Annotated in this window: 23 protein-coding genes and 1 tRNA gene; 17 read left to right on the top strand and 7 right to left on the bottom strand. The window is 54.8% G+C overall.

The window, feature by feature from the left end; all coding sequences use genetic code 11:
• The first annotated feature begins 35 nt into the window (after window positions 1-35).
• The 3 genes from AL01_RS09525 to AL01_RS01335 all read left to right on the top strand — a co-directional run bounded on the left by AL01_RS09525 (window position 36) and on the right by AL01_RS01335 (window position 1,601).
• Window positions 36-710, top strand: a complete 675-nt coding sequence (locus tag AL01_RS09525) for a sterol desaturase family protein (protein ID WP_077395474.1) — start codon at window positions 36-38, stop codon at window positions 708-710.
• 296 nt (window positions 711-1,006) lie between these two features.
• Complete coding sequence (locus AL01_RS01340) at window positions 1,007-1,138, top strand: anti-CBASS protein Acb1 family protein (RefSeq protein ID WP_241502645.1); 132 nt, start codon at window positions 1,007-1,009, stop codon at window positions 1,136-1,138.
• 10 nt (window positions 1,139-1,148) lie between these two features.
• Complete coding sequence (locus AL01_RS01335; protein ID WP_077395473.1) at window positions 1,149-1,601, top strand: hypothetical protein; 453 nt, start codon at window positions 1,149-1,151, stop codon at window positions 1,599-1,601.
• A 642-nt stretch (window positions 1,602-2,243) separates the two neighbouring features.
• Here the strand turns inward: AL01_RS01335 and AL01_RS01325 are convergent.
• The 4 genes from AL01_RS01325 to gatC form a co-directional block, all read right to left on the bottom strand.
• Window positions 2,244-2,336: transfer RNA gene (locus AL01_RS01325), tRNA-Ser, on the bottom strand.
• Window positions 2,337-2,431: 95 nt separating this feature from the next.
• On the bottom strand, window positions 2,432-3,892 hold the full coding sequence (gatB, locus tag AL01_RS01320; protein WP_077395471.1) for an Asp-tRNA(Asn)/Glu-tRNA(Gln) amidotransferase subunit GatB: 1,461 nt from the start codon (window positions 3,890-3,892) through the stop codon (window positions 2,432-2,434).
• The gene (gatA, locus tag AL01_RS01315; RefSeq protein ID WP_077395470.1) at window positions 3,889-5,376 is read right to left on the bottom strand and encodes an Asp-tRNA(Asn)/Glu-tRNA(Gln) amidotransferase subunit GatA; all 1,488 of its coding nucleotides are present in this window, start codon (window positions 5,374-5,376) and stop codon (window positions 3,889-3,891) included. The genes gatB and gatA overlap by 4 nt, the downstream gene beginning before the upstream one ends.
• Entirely contained in the window at window positions 5,376-5,663 is a 288-nt protein-coding gene (gatC, locus tag AL01_RS01310; RefSeq protein ID WP_077395469.1) for an Asp-tRNA(Asn)/Glu-tRNA(Gln) amidotransferase subunit GatC, read from the bottom strand. Before gatC ends, gatA begins: the two co-directional genes overlap by 1 nt.
• A 71-nt stretch (window positions 5,664-5,734) precedes the next feature.
• Between gatC and ruvX the strand changes: the two genes are divergently transcribed.
• Entirely contained in the window at window positions 5,735-6,199 is a 465-nt protein-coding gene (gene ruvX / locus AL01_RS01305; RefSeq protein ID WP_077395468.1) for a Holliday junction resolvase RuvX, read from the top strand.
• A 65-nt stretch (window positions 6,200-6,264) separates the two neighbouring features.
• On the opposite strand, the gene AL01_RS01300 is transcribed toward ruvX, so the two are convergent.
• Both AL01_RS01300 and AL01_RS01295 read right to left on the bottom strand, forming a co-directional pair.
• Complete coding sequence (locus tag AL01_RS01300) at window positions 6,265-7,509, bottom strand: Gfo/Idh/MocA family protein (RefSeq protein ID WP_077395467.1); 1,245 nt, start codon at window positions 7,507-7,509, stop codon at window positions 6,265-6,267.
• A gap of 363 nt (window positions 7,510-7,872) precedes the next feature.
• A complete protein-coding gene (locus tag AL01_RS01295) occupies window positions 7,873-8,292 on the bottom strand; it encodes a VOC family protein (RefSeq protein ID WP_241502644.1) in 420 nt (139 codons plus the stop codon).
• 1,666 nt (window positions 8,293-9,958) lie between these two features.
• On the opposite strand from AL01_RS01295, the gene AL01_RS01285 reads away from it, so the two are divergent.
• The 3 genes from AL01_RS01285 to AL01_RS01275 all read left to right on the top strand — a co-directional run bounded on the left by AL01_RS01285 (window position 9,959) and on the right by AL01_RS01275 (window position 13,049).
• Window positions 9,959-11,038, top strand: a complete 1,080-nt coding sequence (locus AL01_RS01285; protein ID WP_077395464.1) for a peptidoglycan-binding protein — start codon at window positions 9,959-9,961, stop codon at window positions 11,036-11,038.
• A gap of 240 nt (window positions 11,039-11,278) precedes the next feature.
• Window positions 11,279-11,851: a hypothetical protein gene (locus tag AL01_RS01280; RefSeq protein WP_077395463.1), complete on the top strand. Its 573-nt coding sequence runs from the start codon at window positions 11,279-11,281 to the stop codon at window positions 11,849-11,851.
• A 115-nt stretch (window positions 11,852-11,966) separates the two neighbouring features.
• On the top strand, window positions 11,967-13,049 hold the full coding sequence (locus AL01_RS01275) for a peptidoglycan-binding protein (RefSeq protein WP_143280633.1): 1,083 nt from the start codon (window positions 11,967-11,969) through the stop codon (window positions 13,047-13,049).
• A 185-nt stretch (window positions 13,050-13,234) separates the two neighbouring features.
• On the opposite strand, the gene AL01_RS01270 is transcribed toward AL01_RS01275, so the two are convergent.
• Window positions 13,235-13,675 (bottom strand): hypothetical protein, encoded by a 441-nt coding sequence (locus AL01_RS01270; RefSeq protein WP_143280632.1) that lies wholly within the window; start codon window positions 13,673-13,675, stop codon window positions 13,235-13,237.
• A gap of 293 nt (window positions 13,676-13,968) precedes the next feature.
• On the opposite strand from AL01_RS01270, the gene AL01_RS09500 reads away from it, so the two are divergent.
• The 10 genes from AL01_RS09500 to AL01_RS01225 all read left to right on the top strand — a co-directional run bounded on the left by AL01_RS09500 (window position 13,969) and on the right by AL01_RS01225 (window position 23,647).
• Window positions 13,969-14,094 (top strand): hypothetical protein, encoded by a 126-nt coding sequence (locus tag AL01_RS09500; protein ID WP_275077761.1) that lies wholly within the window; start codon window positions 13,969-13,971, stop codon window positions 14,092-14,094.
• A 233-nt stretch (window positions 14,095-14,327) separates the two neighbouring features.
• Complete coding sequence (locus tag AL01_RS01265; protein ID WP_077395460.1) at window positions 14,328-14,744, top strand: hypothetical protein; 417 nt, start codon at window positions 14,328-14,330, stop codon at window positions 14,742-14,744.
• 9 nt (window positions 14,745-14,753) lie between these two features.
• The gene (locus AL01_RS01260; protein WP_077395459.1) at window positions 14,754-18,158 is read left to right on the top strand and encodes an NUDIX hydrolase; all 3,405 of its coding nucleotides are present in this window, start codon (window positions 14,754-14,756) and stop codon (window positions 18,156-18,158) included.
• A gap of 15 nt (window positions 18,159-18,173) precedes the next feature.
• Window positions 18,174-18,836 carry a hypothetical protein gene (locus AL01_RS01255; RefSeq protein WP_077395458.1) on the top strand — a complete coding sequence of 221 codons (663 nt, stop codon included), beginning with the start codon at window positions 18,174-18,176 and terminating at the stop codon, window positions 18,834-18,836.
• Window positions 18,837-18,856: 20 nt separating this feature from the next.
• Window positions 18,857-20,008, top strand: coding sequence for a major capsid family protein (locus AL01_RS01250; protein ID WP_077395457.1), 1,152 nt, complete (start codon window positions 18,857-18,859; stop codon window positions 20,006-20,008).
• Window positions 20,009-20,066: 58 nt separating this feature from the next.
• Window positions 20,067-20,546 (top strand): hypothetical protein, encoded by a 480-nt coding sequence (locus AL01_RS01245; protein ID WP_077395456.1) that lies wholly within the window; start codon window positions 20,067-20,069, stop codon window positions 20,544-20,546.
• A 2-nt stretch (window positions 20,547-20,548) separates the two neighbouring features.
• On the top strand, window positions 20,549-21,007 hold the full coding sequence (locus AL01_RS01240) for a hypothetical protein (protein WP_241502643.1): 459 nt from the start codon (window positions 20,549-20,551) through the stop codon (window positions 21,005-21,007).
• Entirely contained in the window at window positions 21,004-21,513 is a 510-nt protein-coding gene (locus AL01_RS01235) for a hypothetical protein (RefSeq protein WP_077395454.1), read from the top strand. The genes AL01_RS01240 and AL01_RS01235 overlap by 4 nt, the downstream gene beginning before the upstream one ends.
• Before the next feature lie 11 nt (window positions 21,514-21,524).
• Window positions 21,525-22,481: a hypothetical protein gene (locus AL01_RS01230; RefSeq protein ID WP_077395453.1), complete on the top strand. Its 957-nt coding sequence runs from the start codon at window positions 21,525-21,527 to the stop codon at window positions 22,479-22,481.
• A complete protein-coding gene (locus AL01_RS01225; protein WP_077395452.1) occupies window positions 22,481-23,647 on the top strand; it encodes a hypothetical protein in 1,167 nt (388 codons plus the stop codon). Before AL01_RS01230 ends, AL01_RS01225 begins: the two co-directional genes overlap by 1 nt.
• Window position 23,648 lies beyond the last annotated feature (1 nt).

Raw genomic sequence — 23,648 nt, 5'->3', positions numbered from 1 at the left:
ATATATTCTTTTTAATTCCTTGGTTGTCCTAATATATGTCAGAATCTTCTTCCAGACTGATCAGAGTCTCTGACCCAACCAACTCATCAGCTCCACACCAGAAAATATCAGGCAAGGCTCCCCCCGTCCGTATTTTTAAAAAAGATTGGATGGAGGCTTTTACTTTAATATCTTTCAGACAATTCCTGATTTATTGCTTCTTTTTTGAAGTGGTTCTTCTTTATGCAAATTATAAAAGCTTTGATAATCCGGGAAAAAAGATACTCTTTTTATTCTCGGGATTTGTTTTGTGGTTTTTTGCTGAGTATGTTTTACACAGATTTGTATTCCACTTCATAAGTGAAAGGAAAAGCATTCAAAGGCTTGTATATATTTTCCATGGCAATCACCATATACAACCTAACCACCCCTATCGCACCCTAATGCCTATAGTAGTTACACTACCAATAGCACTTCTAATATGGGCTATATCTGTTTATGGGGCAGGCTTCTCTCTGGGAAGTTCGTTCTTTATGGGTTTTTTCTCAGGATATGTTCTTTATGATACTATCCATTATGCTACACATAATTTCAATATGAAGATGTTTCCTCTTAATATCTGGAAACGCCATCATTTACTCCATCATTATAGAACCGAAGAGCATAACTACTCCATAAGTTTACCTTGGCTAGATACGTTGTTTCGTACGAGATATAAGAAAAATAAGTAACCTGGTACGCAGTACTGCAATTAATTAAAAAATAATTTTCGATCTAGCTCGTTGAAGCTTTTTCAGATTCATGTGCTTCTTATAAGAGAAAATAATTCAATATGCTGAGAACAACAATTTTCCCTATTTTCTAATGAGATTGAGGCCAAGGTGTCCCTACGCTCTTAACCTCATCACGAGCCTCTCCTTACCCGTAACAGAGAAAGCCCAAGCCTGGCCTAATTACCCCTCCCCCTACTTTTGTTCGAAATTGTAAGAGCTGCAAATCCATTAAATAATATTCCCAATGACTACATGTGCTCGTCAAGCTGTTCGGCATCACCCCTAACGGCCTAAACGCCTCATCCGAGGGCGAAATCCGGGTGTTCTACGATGAAATTGCCGCCTTTCAGGAAAACAACCTTCAGCTCGTGCAACTGCCTCTCTGAGGTAATGTGGATGATGCCAACCGCCCGGCCTATGGAGGCAGTTAGTTGGGCCATAGGGCCGCGTGGTTACGATACACGGCAGGAGGCGGCCATAAAACGCACCCTTGTACTGGGCGAGATTGCCCATCCTGATGATCCGTCCAGACTGGTACCGATCATCCTGCGAGAAGGCCGTCAGAAGACCTCAAAGCCAAACGGCAAAGGGCACGGACGGCGGCACATCGAGTTCACGCACGGCCAAGAAATTAGAGACTTGGGCTTTGAAGACGCTTTGGACTTCTCACACCATATTGTGATGAACCACAATATGGATCGGCAAAGCCCCCGGCATTACAGCCGAAACTTGTCCATTTTTAACGGGGGCAAAGAAAATATGAGAGAAGCTCTCCACCTCATGGACAGTGGTGACCATTACCGGGTTACAACGGCATATCCGTTGGAAGCTTTTATGAAAAAGGCGTAACGGGCAGAGGGCTCCAACACTTCTTGAGGACACATACACGGCCTTGGCCCAAAGGATTGTGACCAACACCCACCTACAGGCCGGGCGGGGGGATAATGGAAAATTCACCCGTTACACCCGCAAATATGGGAAAGGAGACGCCATCATGTCAAGCGATGATGATGACGATGCTCTTTATGAGGCAGCCCCCATCCCCCTGCTCCCGCCGCATCATTTCAAGAAGCGGCATGAAGTTGCTGAGACCAGTTCATTATACTAGACATTCTCTCTAGAATCGTTCTGGTGTCATATCGGCCTCCTTACCATGTATAGCCCAGATACAGGCCGCACAGCAGGCTGATAATCCCTATCACGGCTGACCTAGATTACGCCCTGCGGGAAAATGCGGCTTGCTGGGAGAAAAACGACTACTGAAATCCTGCCACACCCCTCCAAATAATTCCAAAGAAATCCCAATAGAATTACAAGGAGAGGGAAAGCTGCCCTTTTAGCGCACGGATCACCTCGCCCTCACCTCTAGTAGGTGGCGGCTGGTCATGGGGGCCTCAATTCCACGGAAATAATTTGGGGGCCTCGCTGGGGCCTCAAAAAAGAAAAGCCGCTCCAAAATTGAAGCGGCACCTTGCTTTTATAGGAAAACCGTGGCGGAGGGGATGGGATTCGAACCCACGATACGGGAGTTACCCGTATAACGGTTTAGCAAACCGCCGCCTTCAGCCTCTCGGCCACCCCTCCGCTGTAAACGGTTTTTACACGGCGTTTGCAAGAGTGTTTGTAGGGGGAAATGGCATCAGCGTAAACCCCCTACAGCACTATTTTTTTATAATTTTTTACGCTGTCAGCAACTTCTTCAGCAGCTCGTTCACCATGGCAGGGTTTGCCTTCCCTTTCATGGCCTTCATCGTTTGCCCAACAAAGAAACCGAACAGCTTGTCCTTACCGCTCTTATACTCAGCCACCTTGTCAGCATTAGCTGCCAAAATGTCATTAATAGCGACTTCGATAGCTCCGGTATCCGTCACCTGACGCAATCCCTTGCGGTCGACAATGACAGAAGCCTTCTCCCCTGTCTCCACCATATCCTCAAGGACTTCCTTAGCGATCTTCCCATTAATGGTAGAATCACTGATGAGGGACAGAAGTTCGCGCAGGGATTCAGCCGAGACTGGGCTGTCTTCAATAGTCCGCCCGGTGCGGTTCAGCGCAGCGAAGAAGTCACCCAAAATCCAGTTTGTAGCCAGACGAGCGTCAGCACCACGAGCAACTGTCTCGTAGAAATCCGCAACAGACTGCTCAGCCGTCAGAACACCCGACTCATAACGAGATACGCCATATTCTTTTTCCAGACGGGCCCGTTTGTCTTCTGGCAGTTCTGGTAGGGCAGCTTTCAGCTCATCTACCCAAGACTGTTCAATAACCAGCGGCAGCAAGTCTGGTTCGGGGAAGTAACGGTAATCATGCGCATCTTCCTTCGTCCGCAAAGAACGTGTCTCGCTCTTCACATGGTCGAAAAGACGGGTCTCCTGATCAATCTCACCACCAGACTCCCAGATATCAACCTGACGCTGTGCTTCGACCTCAATCGCCTGCATGACGAAACGTACGGAGTTAACGTTCTTGATCTCACAACGTGTGCGGTATCCCTCCTCCCCTTCACGGCGAACGGAGACATTCACGTCAGCACGCATGGAACCCTCTTCCATGTTACCGTCACACGTCCCCAGATAGCGCAGAATCTGGCGCAGCTTGCGGATGTAAGCCCCAGCCTCTTCCGGTGAACGGATATCCGGCTCACTGACAATCTCCATGAGCGCAACGCCGGCACGGTTCAGGTCAATGAAAGACCGTGTCGGGTCCTGATCATGAATGGACTTACCTGCATCCTGCTCCATATGCATACGGGTCACACCGATGTGACGGATCTCACCATCGGAAAGCTCAATCTCGACCGTCCCTTTACCGACAATCGGGTGCTCGAACTGGCTGATCTGATAGCCCGTGGGCAGGTCAGCATAAAAATAGTTCTTACGGTCAAACCGGCTAAAAAGATTGATCTGCGCCCGCAGCCCCAGCCCTGTCCGCACGGCTTGTGCCACGCACTCACGATTCAGAACGGGCAGCATCCCTGGGAAGCCTGCATCAACAAGGCTTACATGTGTATTAGGCTCCCCGCCATATTCTGCAGAAGCACCAGAGAAAAGTTTGGACTGACTAACGATCTGGGCATGAACTTCCAGCCCGACAATGACTTCCCATTCGCCAGTTTCACCCGTGATACGATATGTGCTCATGCTGACACCCCTGCATGAATGGTAGGACGATGGGTAAAGGATGCGGCCTTCTCCAACACGGAGCCAGCTGCCAACAGTGTCTCTTCATCGAAGAAACGACCAATCAACTGAAGACCGAGCGGCACGCCACGACTATCCAGCCCAGCCGGAACAGACAGTGCCGGAACACCCGCCATGCTAGCCGGTACTGTGAAGACGTCATTTAGATAAACCTGAACAGGGTCTGTCGGCTTTTCATCCCATGCAAAGGCCCCGGAAGGTGCCGTTGGTGCCAGAATGACATCAACCGTTTCATACGCCTTCAAGAAGTCACGCTGAAGCAAAGTGCGGACTTTCTGCGCACGGAGATAGTAGGCGTCATAATAACCGGAAGACAGCACATAAGTACCCAGTAGGATACGACGCTTTACCTCATCGCCAAATCCGGCTGCACGGGTAGCCTCATAAAGCGCATCCAAAGATGCACCGCTAACACGCTCCCCAAACCGAACACCGTCATACCGGGCAAGATTGGAGGACGCCTCAGCCAAGGCGGCGATATAATAAGCGGGCAGGCCATACTTCGTATGTGGCAGGGAAATGTCCACCACCTCAGCACCAGCTTCTTTCAGCCAGTTGATCCCCTGCTGCCAGATAGCTTCAATCTCGGCAGGCAGACCATCAATGCGATATTCCTTGGGGATACCGACCTTCAGGCCTTTCACGCCACGACCTAAAGCCGCCTCGTAATGTGGAACGGGCTTGTTCACACTGGTGGAATCCTTAGGATCAAACCCAGCCATAGATTCAAGAAGGATGGCACAGTCCTGAAGAGTGCGAGCCATCGGCCCTGCCTGATCCAGAGAGCTAGCAAAGGCGATCGTTCCGAACCGGGAACAACGGCCATAAGTCGGCTTGATGCCTGTGATACCACAGAATGATGCTGGCTGACGGATAGAACCACCCGTATCAGTCCCCGTTGCCCCCAGAACAAGCCCAGCGGCTACAGCTGCCGCCGACCCGCCAGAAGAACCACCCGGAACCAACTTTGCATCGGAGCCATGACGCTTCCACGGATTTTCTACACCACCAAAGGCAGATGTCAGGTTAGTGGACCCCATAGCAAATTCATCAAGGTTCAGCTTGCCTAGCGAGATAGCCCCATCACGCTTCAGATTTGCTGTCACCGTGCTTTCATACGGCGGTACAAAATTGCCCAGAATTTTACTGGCGGCAGTCGTGCGAACGCCTTCTGTGGCAAACAAATCCTTGATCCCGATGGGCAGACCACACAGGCTTCCACCTTCACCCTTGGCCAGCAGAGCATCTGCTTCCTTGGCGGCAAGACGAGCCTGCTCAGGTGTGCGTGTAATGAAGCTGTTCAAGCCATCATCAAGACGTTCGATGGCATCGATATGAGCATCGACCAATTCAACGGCAGAAATCTTACGAGCCCGGAGAGCCTCACGAGCTGAAGCAAGAGTATAATTAAAAATGCTGCTCATTATTCCACCACCTTCGGCACAGTATAGAAGGGGCCTTCACGGTCCGGTGCGTTGGAAAGCACCTTTTCCCGGCAATTACCGTCTGTCACTTGGTCATCCCGCAGTCGTGGCTGGGCCAGACCTGTTCCGATCATGGGCGGGACATCCGTCACATCGACCTCGTTAAGCTGGTCAACCCAGCCAATGATCCCCTGCATTTCTTTCTGATAGGTATGAACCTGCTCATCCGAGAGACCAACCCTCGCCAGTCTGGCCATTTTTGCCACTGTTTTCGCATCAAGCGACATGTATAATCCTGCTTTCAGACATCAATCACATCAGCCTATTAAGGCTATGAAAGCGATCATACCCTTTTGCCATGACACTATTCAATCCACATGACCTGCGTAATCAAATCTCAACAGCACATTCCATTCTGGGACTAGACCCCGGCAGCAAACAGATCGGCGTCGCCTTATCCGATACAGCACTTATGCTTGCTTCTCCTCTCACCGTGCTGAACCGTGGGAAAATGAAGCAGATGATCCCGGCATTTCAGACGCTCTGCCAGAAGCATGAGATTGGTGCACTAGTGGTTGGCTTGCCCCTTTCGCTAGACGGTAGCTTCGGCCCTGCGGCTCGTGCAGCCAGCGACTGGGCTAATGACCTCAGTGATCGGTTGGGCCTACCTGCCTGTTTATGGGACGAAAGGCTTTCTTCCAGTGCTGTGAACCGGTTTCTTGTGCAAGAAGCCGATATGACCCGCAAAAGACGTGGCGAAGTTGTCGACAAAATGGCGGCAGCCTACATGCTGCAAGGCTGGTTGGACGCTACAGCCCCCTGAATATAGAAAAGAAGGCCGTGCAGAACACGGCCTTCCCTTCTGTCATCTTACCCAATCCGAAAAGATCAGATAGTTTTGCGCCAGTCGCCCCAGTCCGTGGAGACTGGACGGCTGCCGGAATTGGCAGACTGATACATGGCACGAATCAGGCGAACATCCTGCATACCTTCCTCAGCCGTGGCAGCCAGCGGTGTATTATTCGCAACGCTAATGGCAAGATGGTCCAGCTGCGCAGAGAACTGGTTCAAGGCAGGAATGGTGAACATCGGTGTTGACCATGTATGCGTGTCCCCGCTCGTGCAGTGGCTAACACTGTTACACCAGTAGCTTGTTGCTGGGTCCATCCGCAGGGATGCTTCTGTCCCCTGCAGGTTAAAGCGGGACATGGCGTTCACGTTAAAGGAAGCACTACCATGTGCCACAGCCCCGGAACGGTACCGCATAATCCAGACGATCGTTTCATCAATCTCACGGAACATCGGATCTGAAGGCGGCATGATTGTAGCCTGCACTTCAATCGGGTCTTCATTGAGCATATAGCGTGACCCATTGATACCATAGATACCAAGGTCCATCAGAGCCCCACCACCAGACAGGGCACGCGTTAGACGCCACTGGTAGGTCGGATCTGTCGGATCGGTATTGTCCCCGTTATCCGTGCTAATGATCTGCGGCTTGCCGATGCTAGTACGGGCCAGCTCAATCGCTTTGTGAGTGACCGGATCGAAGTGACAGCGATAACCGATCATCAGTTTCTTACCGGCCTTCTTGCCAGCAGCAATCATGCGCTGACACTCTTCAACAGTAACTGCCATCGGTTTTTCACACAGTACATGCTTCCCAGCCCGGAAGGCACGCTCTGTAAAATCAGCATGCAGAGAGTTCGGCAGGATGATGTAGACAGCATCAACTTCCGGGTCCTGCGCAATTTTATCAAAATTATCGTAAGTGTAGAGGTGGGATTCCTCGATACCGTAATGCTTACCCAGACGGCGAGCCTTACCAATATCTCCACTGACCAGTGCCGTTACCTTGGCATATTCGCATTCTGCGAAAGCTGGAAGGATCTGGTTAACTGCATATTTACCCAGTCCGACAATAGCATAACCGAATTTGCGGGAACCATCATTCAAAGGACGAAGCAGGTTAGGATATGGGCGTTGACCTAACCCGGCAGGCGGTGCGGGGAAGCCAAGAGACTGGGCCATAGCCTTACTGGCGCCACCAGCTAATACAGAAGCACCAAGTGCTCCAAGAACATGCCGACGGCCTGCATTTACCGGTTTATTGGACGGTGAGTGAGAGCTCATTTTCAATACATCCTTTTCACTCAATAGGCAGCCCCGCACGATTACAAAGGCTGATGACGAACGAGGGTCTTTATTGTCCTCCGTACCGCCGCCTTAACGTTACGACCCTATGAGAGAAAATTGCAATTAACTGTGAAAAAGGAATTACCTTCATCGATAAGAGAGTGAATAAGTAAAATCTATTTTAAGGAAAAAATCTTTATATTACAGCATATTATAATCAGAATCGTTTTAGTCTATTTTAAATGCGTCAACTGTATGGTTGGGCTGCGTTTTAATCATGTCGCTACAAAATGGCCGTATCCTCCCGCAAAAAAGATACGGCCATTTCCTCAAAACAGCTAACCTATTCCAGGTTTCACATTACATTTTATGGAATGCACAGAGCTTGTTTCCATCAAGATCCCGCAAATAAGCTAGATATAGTGTCATACCCATAACGGTACGCTCACCCGGTGGATTTTCGATGCTCTGTCCTCCTGCCTCAACACCTGCTTTATGCCAACTACGAACCGCTTCTGCAGAAGGTAGAGCAAGCCCAATTGTTCCACCATTCGCGGCTGTAGCCGCTTCGCCATTGATAGGGCGCGTAATGATGAAGATTTGCCCGTCTTTTTGGTACACGACTCTGTTCGGATTATCTTGCGGACAGAACTCAGCCCCCATGACAGAAAAAAGGGCATCATAGAACTTTTTGGCCTTTTCCAGGTCATTCGATCCCACAACAATATGACTCAAGAACATCAGACTTTTCCTTTTTAACGTAAAAGCACGCCATAACATCCATGACGTACAGCCCTGCGTATATTGGAAAAGCAGACCCTAACGACAAGGCCCTCCAGATAAACCGAAGCATATCGACAGAAAGAGACGCAAGGTGCTGGACCAGCTGGAAAAGGCAGATGCCAACCCAGCACCTTACAGGGACAAGATGTTGAACATGCCCGCAACAGGCTACGATACGCGGCAGGAGGCGGCCATAAAGGCCCTGCCATGTCGTCCGTCACTGCCGCCGGTATTGTCTATACCGCCGCTGGGCATGTGTGCCAGATTATCGGGTAATCCCCTAATAGGAGACCACTTCTATCCTCTGTCAGGCTGTTTCCGAAAGGCAACTACCATTCGGTCAAGACGGCTTTCCTGACCAGCGAAGGCTACATCAAAAACATAAAGAAGCAGACGGAGAACTCGCAATGAATGGAAAGACCATCTCATCCTCCTAATGCTCGTTCCGATCATGGGCACAGGCCGTACATACCATGCCCCTGCTCACACCAAGAATTGGCAGACAGATTCTAATCTGGAAGATCACGGACTGCCTTCGACAGAATAAAGGAAATACATACGTCGCATCAAGTAAAGGCCATGCCAAACGAAAATGCAGATTGCGTGATGCCGGGGGCAATGAATTTAATGGAAAGTCATACTTCAGCCACCTTGCTCGCAGAGGATAGGATTTCAGGCAGACTGGCATGCAGAGTCAGGGGGCCACTCAAACACCGGGACAGACCGAACAACGAATATACATGCCTGTATGTACCCTCACACAGCCCCTGCCCGAAACCGTTTGCCCAGAGAGACGCAACATGACCATCTCACGGATCACATGCTCTCTCCAGAAAGCCGTGCGTCCCGATATCAAGGCCGTTTTTGGCCGGGAGGTTTCTCCATGTTGAGCCATACGCAGATCATTGCCATCTGGGGCGCCACCCCGGTCCTGTCTCCCGATAGATGGGTCCACAGAAGAACTGCAATCGAGACTTTTGAGAATGGGAGTTTAGCATGAATAGTCGTTTTCTTGATATGCTTCGCCGTGCCTTACCCCTAGTGCCACTGACTCTCTGCGTGTCTGGTCAGACAAAGGCTGCACCCTCACCCTCTCTATGTGCTCCAGACGAACAGGTCGCCTTCAGCTGCCCCATCGCCAGAAGCCACAAGATCGTTTCGCTCTGCCTGGCTCCAGGTAAAACAACCCCTCCCGCTGCACGTTATGTTTTTGGAACCCCTTCGCACCCAGAACTGATCTATCCAGCCGAAGGGCGGGCACGTGCCAATTTTCAGACATCTCGTCTCGCATATGCTGGAGGTACAGGCGGCAACGCTTATTCCTTTGTAAAAGACAACACGAAATATATCCTGTTCCATATATCTGGTGCCGGTCTACAAAACGCTGGAGTGATAGTAAAACTTGTCAACCAGATAGATGCTTCTGCTGAGTTGGACTGCCGACCCAGCACAGCGTCACATGCATTGAATGGACGCCTCCTCTTGGATATCACAAGAAGTTGGGGACCTGACCCAGAGCTAGATGGAAACGTACTTCCTGTAACAAAAAATACAAATATCCCTTTATAATTACAGGAATACCTGCGCCTTCCACAACTGCCCTGAGCCTAAGTCTTGAGGCTCAGGGCGGGTCTGTGATCTTGCGAGATTGGAGAGGGAAGAAATGTCAAAAGAAAATGCTGATCTTGTCCTGAAAGCGGCCATGGATTCAGGCATCACCAGTCGTAAAGAACTTGCCAATTTCATGGGCCAGGTGCAGGTCGAATCCGGAAATTTCCAGCATCTTGAGGAGAACCTGCACTATTCCCCAGAGAGGCTTCTGGAGCTATTTTCTGACAGAGGAGTGAAAACCCTAGGCCAGGCTCACGCAATCGTTGCAGGTGGTACTGAGTCTATAGGCAATGCTGTCTATGGTGGCGAGTGGGGACAACTAAACGGTAATCCTGAGCCAGGAGACGGCTATAAATATCATGGCCGCGGTTTCATTCAGTTAACTGGACGTGAAAATTATCGAGAGACAGGCCAGCGTCTAAATATGGATCTGGTCAATCACCCGGACGATGCCGCCAAACCAGAAATCGCCGCCAAAGTCGCAGTCGATTATTGGAGGGCCCGCGTAGTTTCCAAAGGGCAGCAGGAAGACATCACTCTGGCAACGAAAATTATCAACGGCGGATACAACAGTCTGTCAGAACGCATGAAGGCGGTGCATGAGTGGGAGGCACGCCTGGAGATGGGCTACAAGCCCGGGATGGCGGACCCGCTGGCCCCCACGCCAACATTGCGGCAGGGCTCTCATGGCAGCCAGGTCTCGCAGGTCCAGAACGAACTCAGGGACCTTGGTTACATGGACAAGAACAGCCGACCGCTTGCCGTTACCGGAAAATTCGACTCTTCGACAAAACAGGCGGTTGAAACGTTCCAGACGGCCAGCGGCCTGAAAGCCGACGGTATCATTGGCCCCGCAACCCGCCACAGGCTCGACGAAGCGCACCAGACCAGCCAGAGCACCAAGGCTGCGACCCCTGACAATGCGCCAGCCGAAGCCAAAAACCGTGCGTGCGCTCCTGAAGCAAAAACTTCCCAGGCGTCCGCATCGTCAAACGGTAAGCTAGACGAAGATTCGTACTTCAAGAATCTTCTCCGCAGAGGGCAGGAGATCAGGCAGACCAACATGCAGAGTCAGGGTGCCACTCAGACACCAGAAAAAACTAGAACAGCCGGCATACATGCCGGTCTGTAGATTCACACATTTCCCGCCCGAAACTGTTTGCCCAGAGAGACGCACATGACCATCTCACGGATCACATGTTCCCTCCAGAAGGCCGCACACCCCGATATCGAGGCGGTTTTTGGCCGGGAGGTTTCTCCATGTTGAGCCGTACACAGACCATCACCGTCTGGGGCACCACCCGGGTCCTGTCTCCCCATGACGGGCCGACAGAAAAACTGCAATCGAAACTTTTGATAATGGGAGTTTAGCATGAATAGTCGTTTTTTTGATATGCTTCGCCGTGCCCTACCCCTAGTGCCGCTGGCCCTCTGCGTATCTGGTCAGGCCAAGGCTGCACCCTCACCCTCTCTGTGTGCTCCAGACGAACAGGTCGCCTTCAGCTGCCCCATCGCCAGAAGCCACAAGATCGTTTCGCTCTGCCTGGCTCCGGGCAAGGCCACCCCTCCCGCTGCACGCTATGTTTTTGGAACCCCTTCGCACCCAGAACTGATCTATCCAGCCAAAGGGCGGGCACGTGCCAATTTTCGGACATCTCGTCTCTCATATGCTGGCGGTACAGGCGGCAACGCTTATTCCTTTGTAAAAGACAACACGAAATATATCCTGTTCAATATTTCGGGTGCCAGTTTAGAAAATTCTGGAGTGATAGTAAAACCTGTCAACCAGATAGATGCTTCTGCTGAATTTGACTGCAAACCCAGCACAGCATTCGATGCATTGAATGGACGCCTCCTCTTGGATATCACAAGAAGTTGGGGACCTGACCCAGAGCTAGATGGAAACGTACTTCCTCAAACAAAAGTACCTCCCAAAATAAAATAAGGTAATAAAATAGATCCATTTCAAATACGAAGATACCTGTGCTTTCCATAGCCACCCTGAGTCTTGCGTCTTGAGGTTCAGGGGGGCTGTGATCTTGCGAGATTGGGGGGAAGAAATGTCGAAAGAAAATGCCGATCTTGTCCTGAAAGCGGCCATGGATTCAGGCATCACCAGTCGTAAAGAACTTGCCAATTTCATGGGTCAGGTGCAGGTCGAATCTGGCAATTTCCAGCATCTTGAAGAGAACCTGCACTATTCTCCAGAGAGGCTTCTGGAAGTATTTCCAAACCGAGGAGTGAAAACCCTGGACCAGGCTCGTTCAATCGTCGCAGGCGGTCCTGAGTCTATAGGTAATACTGTCTATGGTGGCGAGTGGGGACAACTAAAGGGGGGCAACCCTGAGCCAGGAGACGGCTATAAATATCGTGGCCGCGGGTTCATTCAGTTAACTGGACATGAAAATTATCGAGAGACAGGCCAGCGTCTAAATATGGATCTGGTCAATCACCCGGACGACGCCGCCAAACCAGAAATCGCCGCCAGAGTCGCAGTCGATTTTTGGAGGACCCGCGTAGTTTCCAAAGGGCAGCAGGAAGACATCACTAGAGCAACGTACGGTATTAACGGCGGATACAACGGTCTGTCAGAACGCATAAAGGCGGTGCATGAGTGGGAGACACGCCTGGAGATGGGCTACAAACCCGGAATGGCTGATCCACTGGCCCCCACGCCAACATTGCGGCAGGGCTCTCATGGCAGCCAGGTCTCGCAGGTCCAGAATGAACTCAGGGACCTTGGTTACAGGGACAAGGACAGCCGACCGCTTGCCGTTACCGGAAAATTCGACTCTTCGACAAAACAGGCGGTTGAAACGTTCCAGACGGCCAGCGGCCTGAAAGCCGACGGTGTCATTGGTCTCGCCACCCGCCACAAGCTCGACGAAGCGCACCAAGCCATCCAAAATACCAAAGCCGCTACCCCTGACAATGCCTCAACCGAAGCCAAAAAACGTACGTTCGTTCCTGAAGCAAAAGCTTCCCAGGCATCCGCATCGTCGAACGGTAAGCCTGACGAAGATTCATACTTCAGGAACCTTGTCCGCCGAGAACAGGAGATCAGGCAGACCACCATGCAGAGTCAGGGTGCCACTCAGACACCGGAAAAAACCAGAACAACCGGCCTACATGCCGGTCTGTAGATTCACACATTCCCTGCCCGAAACCGTTTGCCCAGAGAGACGCACATGACCACCTCACGGGCGACTTACACTGTGCCCCGCCTGTGCGGGGATGATCTGGAGTTGTTTCAAGAAAAGGGGGCAGAAATGCCGCCCCCTAAACGTATGTAGTCAGGGAAAGCCCCATGACTGAAAACCGTTCTCCCTTATTGGGACGGATCAGGAGCCCCAACTTCCTCGCGCGTGCACGGGCTATCACGCTCCATGAGGCGAACCATCCCCTCGACAACCTTCTGGACTTTAACAAGCTTATGGGTAAGCCGCCCCTTGTCGTAAACCATCATGAGGTCGGTCAGCTCCTCACCACAGGAACTGTAAGGCCTGTTCCGAATAGCCCATGCCCCCCAGTGGGCATGATCAGCGGACAATCCCATTCTGCGAAGTTTAATTTCTGTTTCAACATCCACTTGACTACTGGGTGCCTCGATGCCTCTTTCATCAGGCTGATAGCCGTAGCTATGGTGACCACTTTTCTTTGTCCCGGCGATTGCCGCACCAGACAGCCCGATGATAGCGGCGGTGACGAGGATGAGGTGTTTCATGGTGTTGCTCCTAGCAAGGTCATCCATTTCCGATGGAATATTCATTTCTTTACATTTTGCCGTTCTAAAATAACGTAAAAATGAAAACCAAAATCTTCATCTTATTCGTTTTCAATAATACTATTTCATCGTTGAAATAACAGCTTGATATAATATCAATAATTGCACCTCTACATGCGCTTCATCGTCACTCCGGTCATACAATGAAGAAATTATCTCAGATGGGTCTTGTAGGCTTAAACGTGTTCCCCGCCTTAGCAGGTGACATTGTTATAATAAGCAAAAAAATTATTATTTCATAATAACCACAATTTGCGCATAGAATACTTATTAAGACAATGAAACTCGACAAAAATGAGGCTACTTATGAGAAAATCCTCCATCGTGAGGAAATAATCCTCTGGCTTGTCGTAGTACAAACAGTCTGCACAGTTGCCACAACGGTCAAAGACATGGGTTACTAGCTGGCCAGTCTAATTAAATCCCACTAACGGTATGAGGGGGAACCATCCCCCTCATATCACCACCACCATGAGGGAAGACAGTATGTAATGGCTTCTGGGATTGGTTGCCTTGATAGCTTTCGCCTACGGGCTGATAAGCCGCCGCCAATCTCATCACCCTGAACCGCACACAGGCGATTGAACGCACCCTGCAACGCTTTTCCGGCTGGGCCACGGCACAGAACCCTGGACGGGTGACGCCGGAGAAAGCACGGGAGATCAAGGCGGACATCGCCAAACCCGTACGGTCCCAGCCTTTCGAGAAGCGGCGGGTCATCATCGACCAGACAGCCAAGCTCAACTCGAACATCAATTACCTTGTGGCCTCGGACAACAAAGCCATCGCCGTAGTCTGGGACGCCAACGCCGGGCGGCCAAACTACAACCACCGCAAGGAACATCTGGCCCGGGATGGGAAAATCTACGTCCTTCGGGATGGCTGGGCCTACAAGCAGGGCCTCATCACCAAAGGGGCCGGGATTTACGAGGACATGGACAGCTTTGGAGAGCTGCCCTTCTGCTCCTGCCGGGGCCGCTACCTCTACCACCTCGACCAGCTGCCCGACAACATGCTGACAGAGAAAGCCCGCAAAGCGTTGGCCAAACCATAGGAAATCACCATGCCTTCCAGTGACGACCGCCCACGGGATGAATACGGGCGGTGGGTCAGCGAAGGCGGTGCCCAGCGCAAGAAATTGCAGGAGCGGCACGGCAAGCTGCTGGACCGACTGGAGAAGGAACATGCCAACCCGCCAGCTTATGGAGACAAGGCATGGAACATGCCTTCAACGGGGCATGATACGAGGAAAGAACCGCCCCTGAAACGCCCCGTCATCGTGGGAGAAATACCCCACCCTGAGGACCAGAGCGTTCAGGTGCCGGTGGGCTTCCATGAAGGAACGCAGGACACCCGCAAGAAGAACGGACGGGGTAGCGGCTATGGCCGCCGCCACATCGAATACAGGCACGGGAAGGAAATCAGGGACCTTGGATACAGGAACGCCCTGGAGTTCGTGGGACATGCCGTAGAGAACCATACGGATGACTTTCAGAGTCCCCGACATCCCACTAGGCAGCTTACGGCTGAAGACCCGCATGGGACGCCGTTACTGACAGCCCTGAACCTAGTCCCACATGGAGATCACTACTCCGTGCGGACGGCCTTTCCGACAAATAAAGGCTACATTGAAGGTTTGAGACAGCAGGCGGGGAGTTCGCGACCTTCCCCTAGTGGTCAACACGGCCATAACCACAAGTTAACAACCCAACGTCATTCCCTAAAGGCCGGGGAAGCGGGGCAAGGCGAAGATTCACCTGCTGCGCTAGATATGGAGCGCAAGGACGGCTTCCGTCAAGACGATTATGAGCCGGACGTCATCCCTCTCCTGCCGCCGGAGCATTTCCGCCACACGGTTCACGACCAGAAAGACGCTGCCATGCCTTCCAGTGACGACCGCCCACGGGATGAATACGGGCGGTGGGTCAGCGAAGGCGGTGCCCGGCGCAAGGAACTGCAGAAACGGCACGGCAAGCTGCTGGACCGACTGGAGAAGGCTGAAAACAACCGCCCCGCTTATGGCTCCAGAAGCTGGACTATGGGAGACACAGGGCATGATACTCGTGGCGAAGACGAAATACGCCGCCCCCTTGTCATCAAGGAGCTGCCTCACCCCAAAGATGCCGGTGTTGCCGTCCCGGCCCTTCTTGAGGAAGGGCGGCAAAACACAGAAAGGCCGGATGGGTCAGGCTATGGCCGCCGCCATATCGAGTACAGGCATGGCAAAGAAATCAGGGAGATGGGATTTCGCAATGCGCTTCATTTCATCTCGCACATCATGGAAAACTATGCTGATGACTTTGCAAGCGCACGACACGGCACACGCCAGATTGTTGGGGAATCCCCTAATGGAAGGCCGCTTCTATCCTCTCTCAGGCTGATTCCGAAAGGCAATTACTATTCAGTCAAGACAGCCTTCCCAACCAATGAAGGCTACATCAAAAACATGAAGAAACGGGCGGAGAACTCGCTAACTTCTCCCGACGACCGTCACGACCATGGTCGAAAGTTTCGTAACCAAAGCCACCCGGAACAGGCCGATGCCGAGTGCTGGATGAGCGAAGATTCACCCGCTTCGCCACCAAATATGGAGCGCAAGGACGGCTCCCGTCAAGACGATTATGAGCCGGACGTCATCCCTCTCCTGCCGCCGGAGCATTTCCGCAGCACGGATCACGAACAGAAAGACGCCGCCATGTCCTCCGTTACTGCTGCCGGTATTGTCTATACCGCCGCCGGGCGTGTGCTGCTGCTTAAGCGGGCTGATGGCACATGGGGCATTGTGGCGGGAAAGAGTGAAGGCAGCGAAACCCCGCCGGAAACCGCCGCCCGTGAGGCGATGGAGGAGATCAGCACCGCTCCGGAGGGCAAGACGCTCTGGTCTGTCCAGATGCCCCGCCATGATGGGCCGGGGGACTTCCGGGCCTATGCCATGCAGCTGGATGAGGAGTTCACGCCCCGCCTGAATGACGAGCATACGGGCTGGGGCTGGTTCGCAGGCAATAAACTGCCCTCCACCCTGTTCCCCGGCACGGCGGACGTGCTGGACCGCTTCACCATGAACATGGGCGGCATCTGCCAGAAGATGGCGGACGGCACCTATACCAGCCCTCAACGCTTCATGAATGTCACGCTCTTTGCCATGCGCATCAGCGGGACAGGCTGGGCCTACAGGGGCGGAGACCGGCAGGAATACGCCTATCGCAGCCGGGATGACTGGCTCACCCCGGAGGTCATGCAGGCCTGCCAGGGCATGCCGGTCGTTCTGGAACACCCGGAAGAAACACCCGTCATCACGGACGCCTTCTACCGGGAGCGGTCAGTCGGGCAGGTCGTCCTTCCCTACATCAAGGGGGATGAACTCTGGGCCATCGTCCGCATCCAGAACAGAGCTGTTGCCAAGGCTCTGACGGATGAACAGTGGTCCACCTCGCCGGGCGTACTGACAGGCAAGGACAGTGTCACCCGCCCTCTGGGGCAGGACGGCACTACCCTGCTGGTGGAGGGTGCCCCCTTCCATCCCGATCACCTCGCCATCGTCTCAGCCGGTGTCTGGGACAAGTACGGGCCACCCACGGGGATTGATTCCTCACTTTCACGACAAGATGGAGATACACACATGGCCGATCTGAACTCTGCCATGCGTTCCACCTGCGATGCGCTGACACAGCGTTGCACGGATGGGCGCAACGACGCCGAAGACAACGGCAACAAGGAAAGCTCTGCCCTGTTCGCCTCGCTGCTGGAGCAGCTGGACAAGCTCAAGGGGCTGATCGAAGGGGCCGCCACCGCCCGCACGGATGGTGAAGACAAAGGGCCGAATGAAAAAGAGATCGCCCAGCAGCTCATGAAGATTGGCAAGGACATCGCCCAGCATGATGGCGAAGGTGCCATGCCTTCCAACCACATCCCCGGCGAGCCGCTCCCCCAGACTAACGCCGAAGCTCCAGAGGACAAGGAAAAGCTGGCTGATGCTCTGGAGAAGATCGCCAACGACGCCCTGAAAGACCGTCGTGACCGCAAGGACAGTGCGGAAGGCGGCAAGGGGCAGGCTGAAAAGGCCGTGGAAGCCCAGACCGAAAAGGACAGCAAGGACGGTCTGGAAGGCCCGGCCACCGAGACAGTGGAACGCAAGGACATGACAATGCCCCCCGAACAGATGGCCCGGATGGTCGAGAACATGCGGGCCAATGGCTGCGATGACAAGGCCATTGCCCAGTGTGTGGCAGATTGCGGCGGCAACCCGGATGACTATGTGAAGGCTGAGACGGATGCTGAGCGGGAAACCCGTGAGCGTCTGGCCGAAATGGACCGCCGAGATGCGGAACGCCGGAAGGAGCTGGATGAGCTGAAGGCCAGCACCCGCCCCCTCTCTGACGAAGAACATAATGAGATCAGCGAGACCGGCCACACCCGCACTGATTACCGGGGCGGCTTCCGTGGTGCCTTCGGCAACTTCATGGCCTGATAAGGAACTTCCCTCATGGCAACAAATACGCCTTCTTTCTCCCCCTACGCCACGACACAGGCTTCCGGCCTGTTCAACAGCTCCACGACAGGGGCCATTCAGGGCCTCATGGTGGCCGACCCGGCAGCCCGCTACCGCCTCTCCATCGGCTATGTCGATCAGGAAGAAACGCTGCCCATGTGGGGCGGCGTTGCCGTCTCCGAGCGGATCGGGCGCATCCCCGGCATGGGGGCCAGTGTCAACAGCGGCACATCCCCCAATAATGGCCGCATGGGGTCCGCCCTCAAGCGGGCCACCTCCACAACGGACATCACCGGCTTTGCACTGTACGACCATGCCAACCACATGGTTATCACGCCCTCCAGCCGTGCCCCGCAGGCCTATCCCGGCAACTCCATCGGCTTTGCCCGCTTTGGCTCCAACGTGCGAGTGCCTGTTCCGGCTGACCCGGCCCTGCTCAATCAGGTCGGGCAGCTGACCAACGGTTCCTTCGGCTGGGACTTCCAGAACCAGCGTCTAGTGGCAGGGAGTAACGGCTCCACCATCCCGGTGCGCCTGCTGGAGGTCTATGAGACCGGCGGCCTGCTGGTGAATTACGACCAGACGGAAGGCACCCTCAACTGGCTGCGCTCAGACGACCCGAAGGCCAGCTCCGTTCTCGTCCTCATCCAGCTCTGACCCTCTGAAAGGATACGCTCATGGCACTGATTGCCCCCGCCCGGATGACGGTCAATCCGTCATTCACCTCTCCCCGCTTCTTGCTCAATAATGCCGTCCGCTCCGGCTTCATGAGGCTCTTTCCCGGTGATGGGCCGGATGTAAAGCTGACCGAAGGCGCAAAGGCCGTCTATGTCCCGGTGCTGGACCTCCGCACCCTCGCAAAGGGTAGCCAGACAGGCTACAACGAGCTGCCCAGCGTCAGCATCAAGGCCGACTACATCACCACCCCGGCTTACGAGCAGAAGGTACGTGTCGCCTATTCCCGTGAAGACCTCAACGCCGCCTCGAACTGGAACATCTCCCTGGCCAGTGCCTACACCATGGCCATGCGTCAGGCCCATTTCCAGCTCCTGCGTGATGCCGCCCTGTTCGGCTTCAATCCACAGAATGGCGAGGGCCTCATCAACAGTGCCTCCGGCACGGTGCGGGAACGGCTTCAGGCCGACAGTAACGGCAAGACCACGCTGGATGATTATGACCCCGGTCAGGCATTACAGGCGTTCCTACGAGCCATCACAGGCCGCCTGAACGCCTGCAACCTTCTGGGCATCTCCGCCCAGTATAATGCGGGCGGACCACCGGTACGGGTCGTCTTCCTCGCCCCGCAGCGTGTGCTGGGGCTTCTGGCCTCCCGCATCGTGGAGCTGACGTCCTACCAGCGTCCCGGTGCCGGGTCTGCCAGCATCATCCAGTCCATCATTGACGTGATGAAGGCCTCCAACGTGGACGTGCAGTTTGCGCCGGATGACACGCTGCGGGGTCGTGGTGAAAGCGGCACGGATGCGGTCATCCTGACCATCCCGGAACTGCCGGACATGGGAGCACAGGGCCAGTTTGATACCAACGTGTTTGGCGATGAGTTCCAGCCTGACGAGCGGGCCTGCAACGCCCTGTTCGTGGACCGTGAGGTACCCGCCGAGATCTCCGGGCCTATCGGGGCCGAGGGGACGGACACGGTGAGCTTCATGACAGTCACCTCCGGCTGGTCCCTGCGTGGTGAGGCCACGGCCATCCTCTCCATCCCCGTGGCGGACGGCAACGAGTTCTCCCTGAACACCGCCCAGGCAGCGCAGGCAACACAGACCGCCAGCACGGCCAGCGGCGGCACAGCGGCCAAGACAGGCTCGTAAGGGCCATAACGAGGCGGAGGGGCATGACCTCTCCCCTCTCCATCATTGAGGATCATCCATGAAGCTCTTTGTCGGCAATCCCACCAACCAGACGCATATTTTCACCTTCCGCAGGCCCGGCGACCGGGTGGACAACCCCAGCCGCTCCACCATCCGGCCAGGGGCGCAGATTGTCATTGATGATCTGGACCCTGAAGATGTGCGGGACATCATCCACCAGCATCGGGCCTTTGGCTTCTGTAACAGCCGGGACGCCCTGCGGAACCCGACCTACCGGGGACTGGTCTATTCCGAGGACAGGCCGGTCGATTTTCAGGCTCTGGCCGATGGCGTGCAGGACAATCACGAGAAGCTGAAGGCGGAAGGTGCCCGCAACCGCAGAGCCTCTGCCGAGCAAATCGCCGGGCAGACCATCGCCAAGACGAAGGGCCGCCGCAACAAGACACGCTCGCTTGATGTGGAAATCTCCACACAGTCCGACAGCGACACAGCCCCATCCGCCTTCTCCAAGGAAACGTATCACGCTGACGGAGAATGACCATGCCGGATGAAAGCACGCCAACACCGGAGGGCTTTCAGGCGTTCGTGCGGGACATCATGCAGGTGCCCGGCGGGGCCGTCCCTCCTGGTGGCGTGCTGGGCATGGTCTTCCGTCTGGCCAATGATCTCGTCATCCGTGACCTGCGGCTGATTGATGGCTCCCTGTACACGGACTGCGTGTACAATCTGGCAGCCTCCTACCTACTCAAGTTCGCTCAGGACACGACCAGCAGCACGCCACCGGGATACTGGGCCAAGGTACGGGAGCAGCTAGGTATGAACAGCACCACGCCGGGCCTCATCCAATCCAGCAGCGATAATGGTACCTCCCAGAGCTGGATGATCCCCGACAGCCTGAAGAACCTCTCCCTGGCTGATCTTGACGCCATGAAGAACCCCTACGGGCAATTCTATCTCTCCATCATGCAGCAATATGGCAGCGTCTGGGGCTGGGCATGAAAATCCATCTGGGTGTGATCGAGCAGGTGCATGGCGGCGGCAAGGATGATCCCCTCACCACGTCCAAGCTGGCCGAGATACTGGAGCAGGAATACGGCATCTTCTCCGGCTTCGTAGCGGCCAATGCGGAATGGATTAACGAGCAGATTGCCGAGGCTATGGCCGGAGCTGCTGCCTCTGCTCTTGTCAGCAATGAGGGCGTGGCCCTGCCTCTGGAACGTGTGGCGGCCGATCTGGCGCACCGGCTCCAGCAGGCCATCACTACCGGCCAGATTGAACGTCTGGACCTCGGGCCGGGCAAGGTGCCGACACAGGCCGCCCTCATGGGCATCAATCACCGCTTCAAATCTGGTTTGAACAATGTTTCGCCGGGCCAGAAAGCCGCCTTCCTCGAGGAACAGAAGACGCTTCCCAGAGGCGAACGTGCCAGCCCCGTTGGGGACCGCCGCCCTTCCTTTGTCGATACCGGCATCCTGCTGGGCAGTATCAGGGGTTGGGCTGAGTAAGGACCACTATCATGCCTTCCTTAGACGAAATCACCCGCACGACCGGAACGCCACTGGCCAATGCTCTGGCGGCGGGCCTTAATGACATCTCCTACAGCCAGACCGTCCGCTTCACCCGGTATCAGCGCACCGTGCTGCCGGTGGATGGGTTCGTGTTCTGGGTCTCCACAGGGGAAACACAGGATGTGCAGGGAGCCATCCACGTCACTACCGGCGATGAGCTGACCGAAGATCAGGCCTACGACCAGAGCAGCATCGTGCTGACCACTAAAACAGAGGTTCATCCTTTCCACGACCTCGCCCTGGACACGGTCTGGATCGGGGATTTCGAGGGGGTACGCTTTGCCATCAGCTCCCGCTCCAGCCGGTACAATCAGGCAGGACTGTTCCATTATCTGGGCAGTACCGTCACACCGGCCTTTCAGAGCCAGTTCATCAACAGTGCGGCCATGCTCCAGCAGATGGAGCCGGTCACCAGCAGCAGCCTTGCCCTCTTTCTGGCCCTGCCCACGCTGGGATCGGTCGCTCTGGACTGGTGCCCGTGGCCGCAGAGCGTGCCTGTCTTCCCCTCTTTCGCCGTACCGGACAACCAGCCCCCGCCCTATGTGGCGGTCCATAATGCACCAGATGGCGGCAAAGCCGTCAGCATGGGTACGCTTGATCCGCAGACCGCCACCACACACCGGCTGATGACCGAGCGGGTCCGGCTACGTCTCTACGGCCTGCCCCACCAGCAGGCGGAGAACCTGCTCAGCCGCATCCTGCACTGGGCACTGCTGAATGATGACCGTATGGGCATCATCAACAGCCCGCATATCCGGGATGAGAAGCAGGCCAGTGCCGAGATCAATGCGCTGGCCATGAGCAAGACCATCGAGCTGGACGTGATGTACAGCCAGACAGCCCTGCGGGACACGGCCCTGCAACTCATCCGCCATGTCACACCTACCCTCACGAGGTCTTCCTGATGCCCCAGATTGTCACCATCAATGAAAGCGTCGTCCGAGGCGCAGCCCCGAACCTGCTCCAGCAGAAGGGGGTTCTCGTCTCGCTGGGCGGCACAAATACAGCCGCCGGGACACTTTCCTTTCTCTCCGAGGCTGCCGACCTGACGGCCCTGCTCCCCTCGGCACAGACCAGCCCGACCGCCACCACATCCGGCACGGCGGCCTCGCCCTCCAGTACCACACAAGAATTACAGGCCATGGTGGCCTCATGGTTCGCCAATTCCTCAGCCGGTGTTTGGGTGTTGGAACTAGGCGAGACCAAGGCCATTGCGGATGGGCTGGGCAGCTTCATTGCCAACAACCCGCTCACCTTTTACGGCTATGTGCTGCCCCGTGGTTCTCAAAAGGCGGACGACAAGCTGCCTGCCTTCATGAGCAATCAGGGGGGCAATAATGCCCGCATTTACTTCTTCCTGTGTGGGGGAAAGGATGACGCTGGCAGCCTGACAGCCAGCCCTTCCAAGGCCGTCTTCTACGGGTCAGAAGCCTCCGGCGCAAACCAGACAATGGAGCATCTGGCCGCCGCCGCCTGTGCCCAGTTCCTGTCCGCCCGCCCCGGCCCGGTCAACCGTCTGGCTCCGATGAACTTCCGCTTCCTGACAGGCATCACGGCATGGGCAGAAGCCGGAAACGGCCCCGCCTTCGCCAACATGAAGACCAGCAACATCAGCTTCCCCGGCACGTCCCGGGAGGGTGGCGTGGAAGGCACAATCCTCTTCTGGGGCAACTTCATTAATGGCGACCCTATGTCAGAATGGTACGGAGCCGACTGGGCAGCCATCAATCTGGAGCTGCAACTAGCTAACCTACTCATTGAGGACAGCCAGCCCGGCATCCGCCCCCTCGTCTATGACCAGAACGGTATTGATCGCATCACGGCACGATCTGAACAGACGCTGGGCGGCGGCGAAGCGGCAGGCTGCGTAACCAGCTACAGCATCACCGCTACGCCGTTCGCCCAGTATGTCACGCAGAACCCGGCGGCCTACACGGCAGGCGACTACAGCGGCATCGCCGCCACCATCACCACACCACGAGGCTTCATCTCCCTCACCTTCAACCTTGCCGTGGATTTCAGTGGGCAGAGCGTTGCTGCCTCCACAACCACCACCAGCACGGAGGTTTAAC

The organism is Bombella intestini (genome assembly GCF_002003665.1).
Taxonomy (GTDB): Bacteria; Pseudomonadota; Alphaproteobacteria; order Acetobacterales; family Acetobacteraceae; genus Bombella; species Bombella intestini.
The sequence above is the reverse complement of the archived record's forward strand: the minus strand, read 5'-3'. Positions and strand labels throughout refer to the sequence as shown.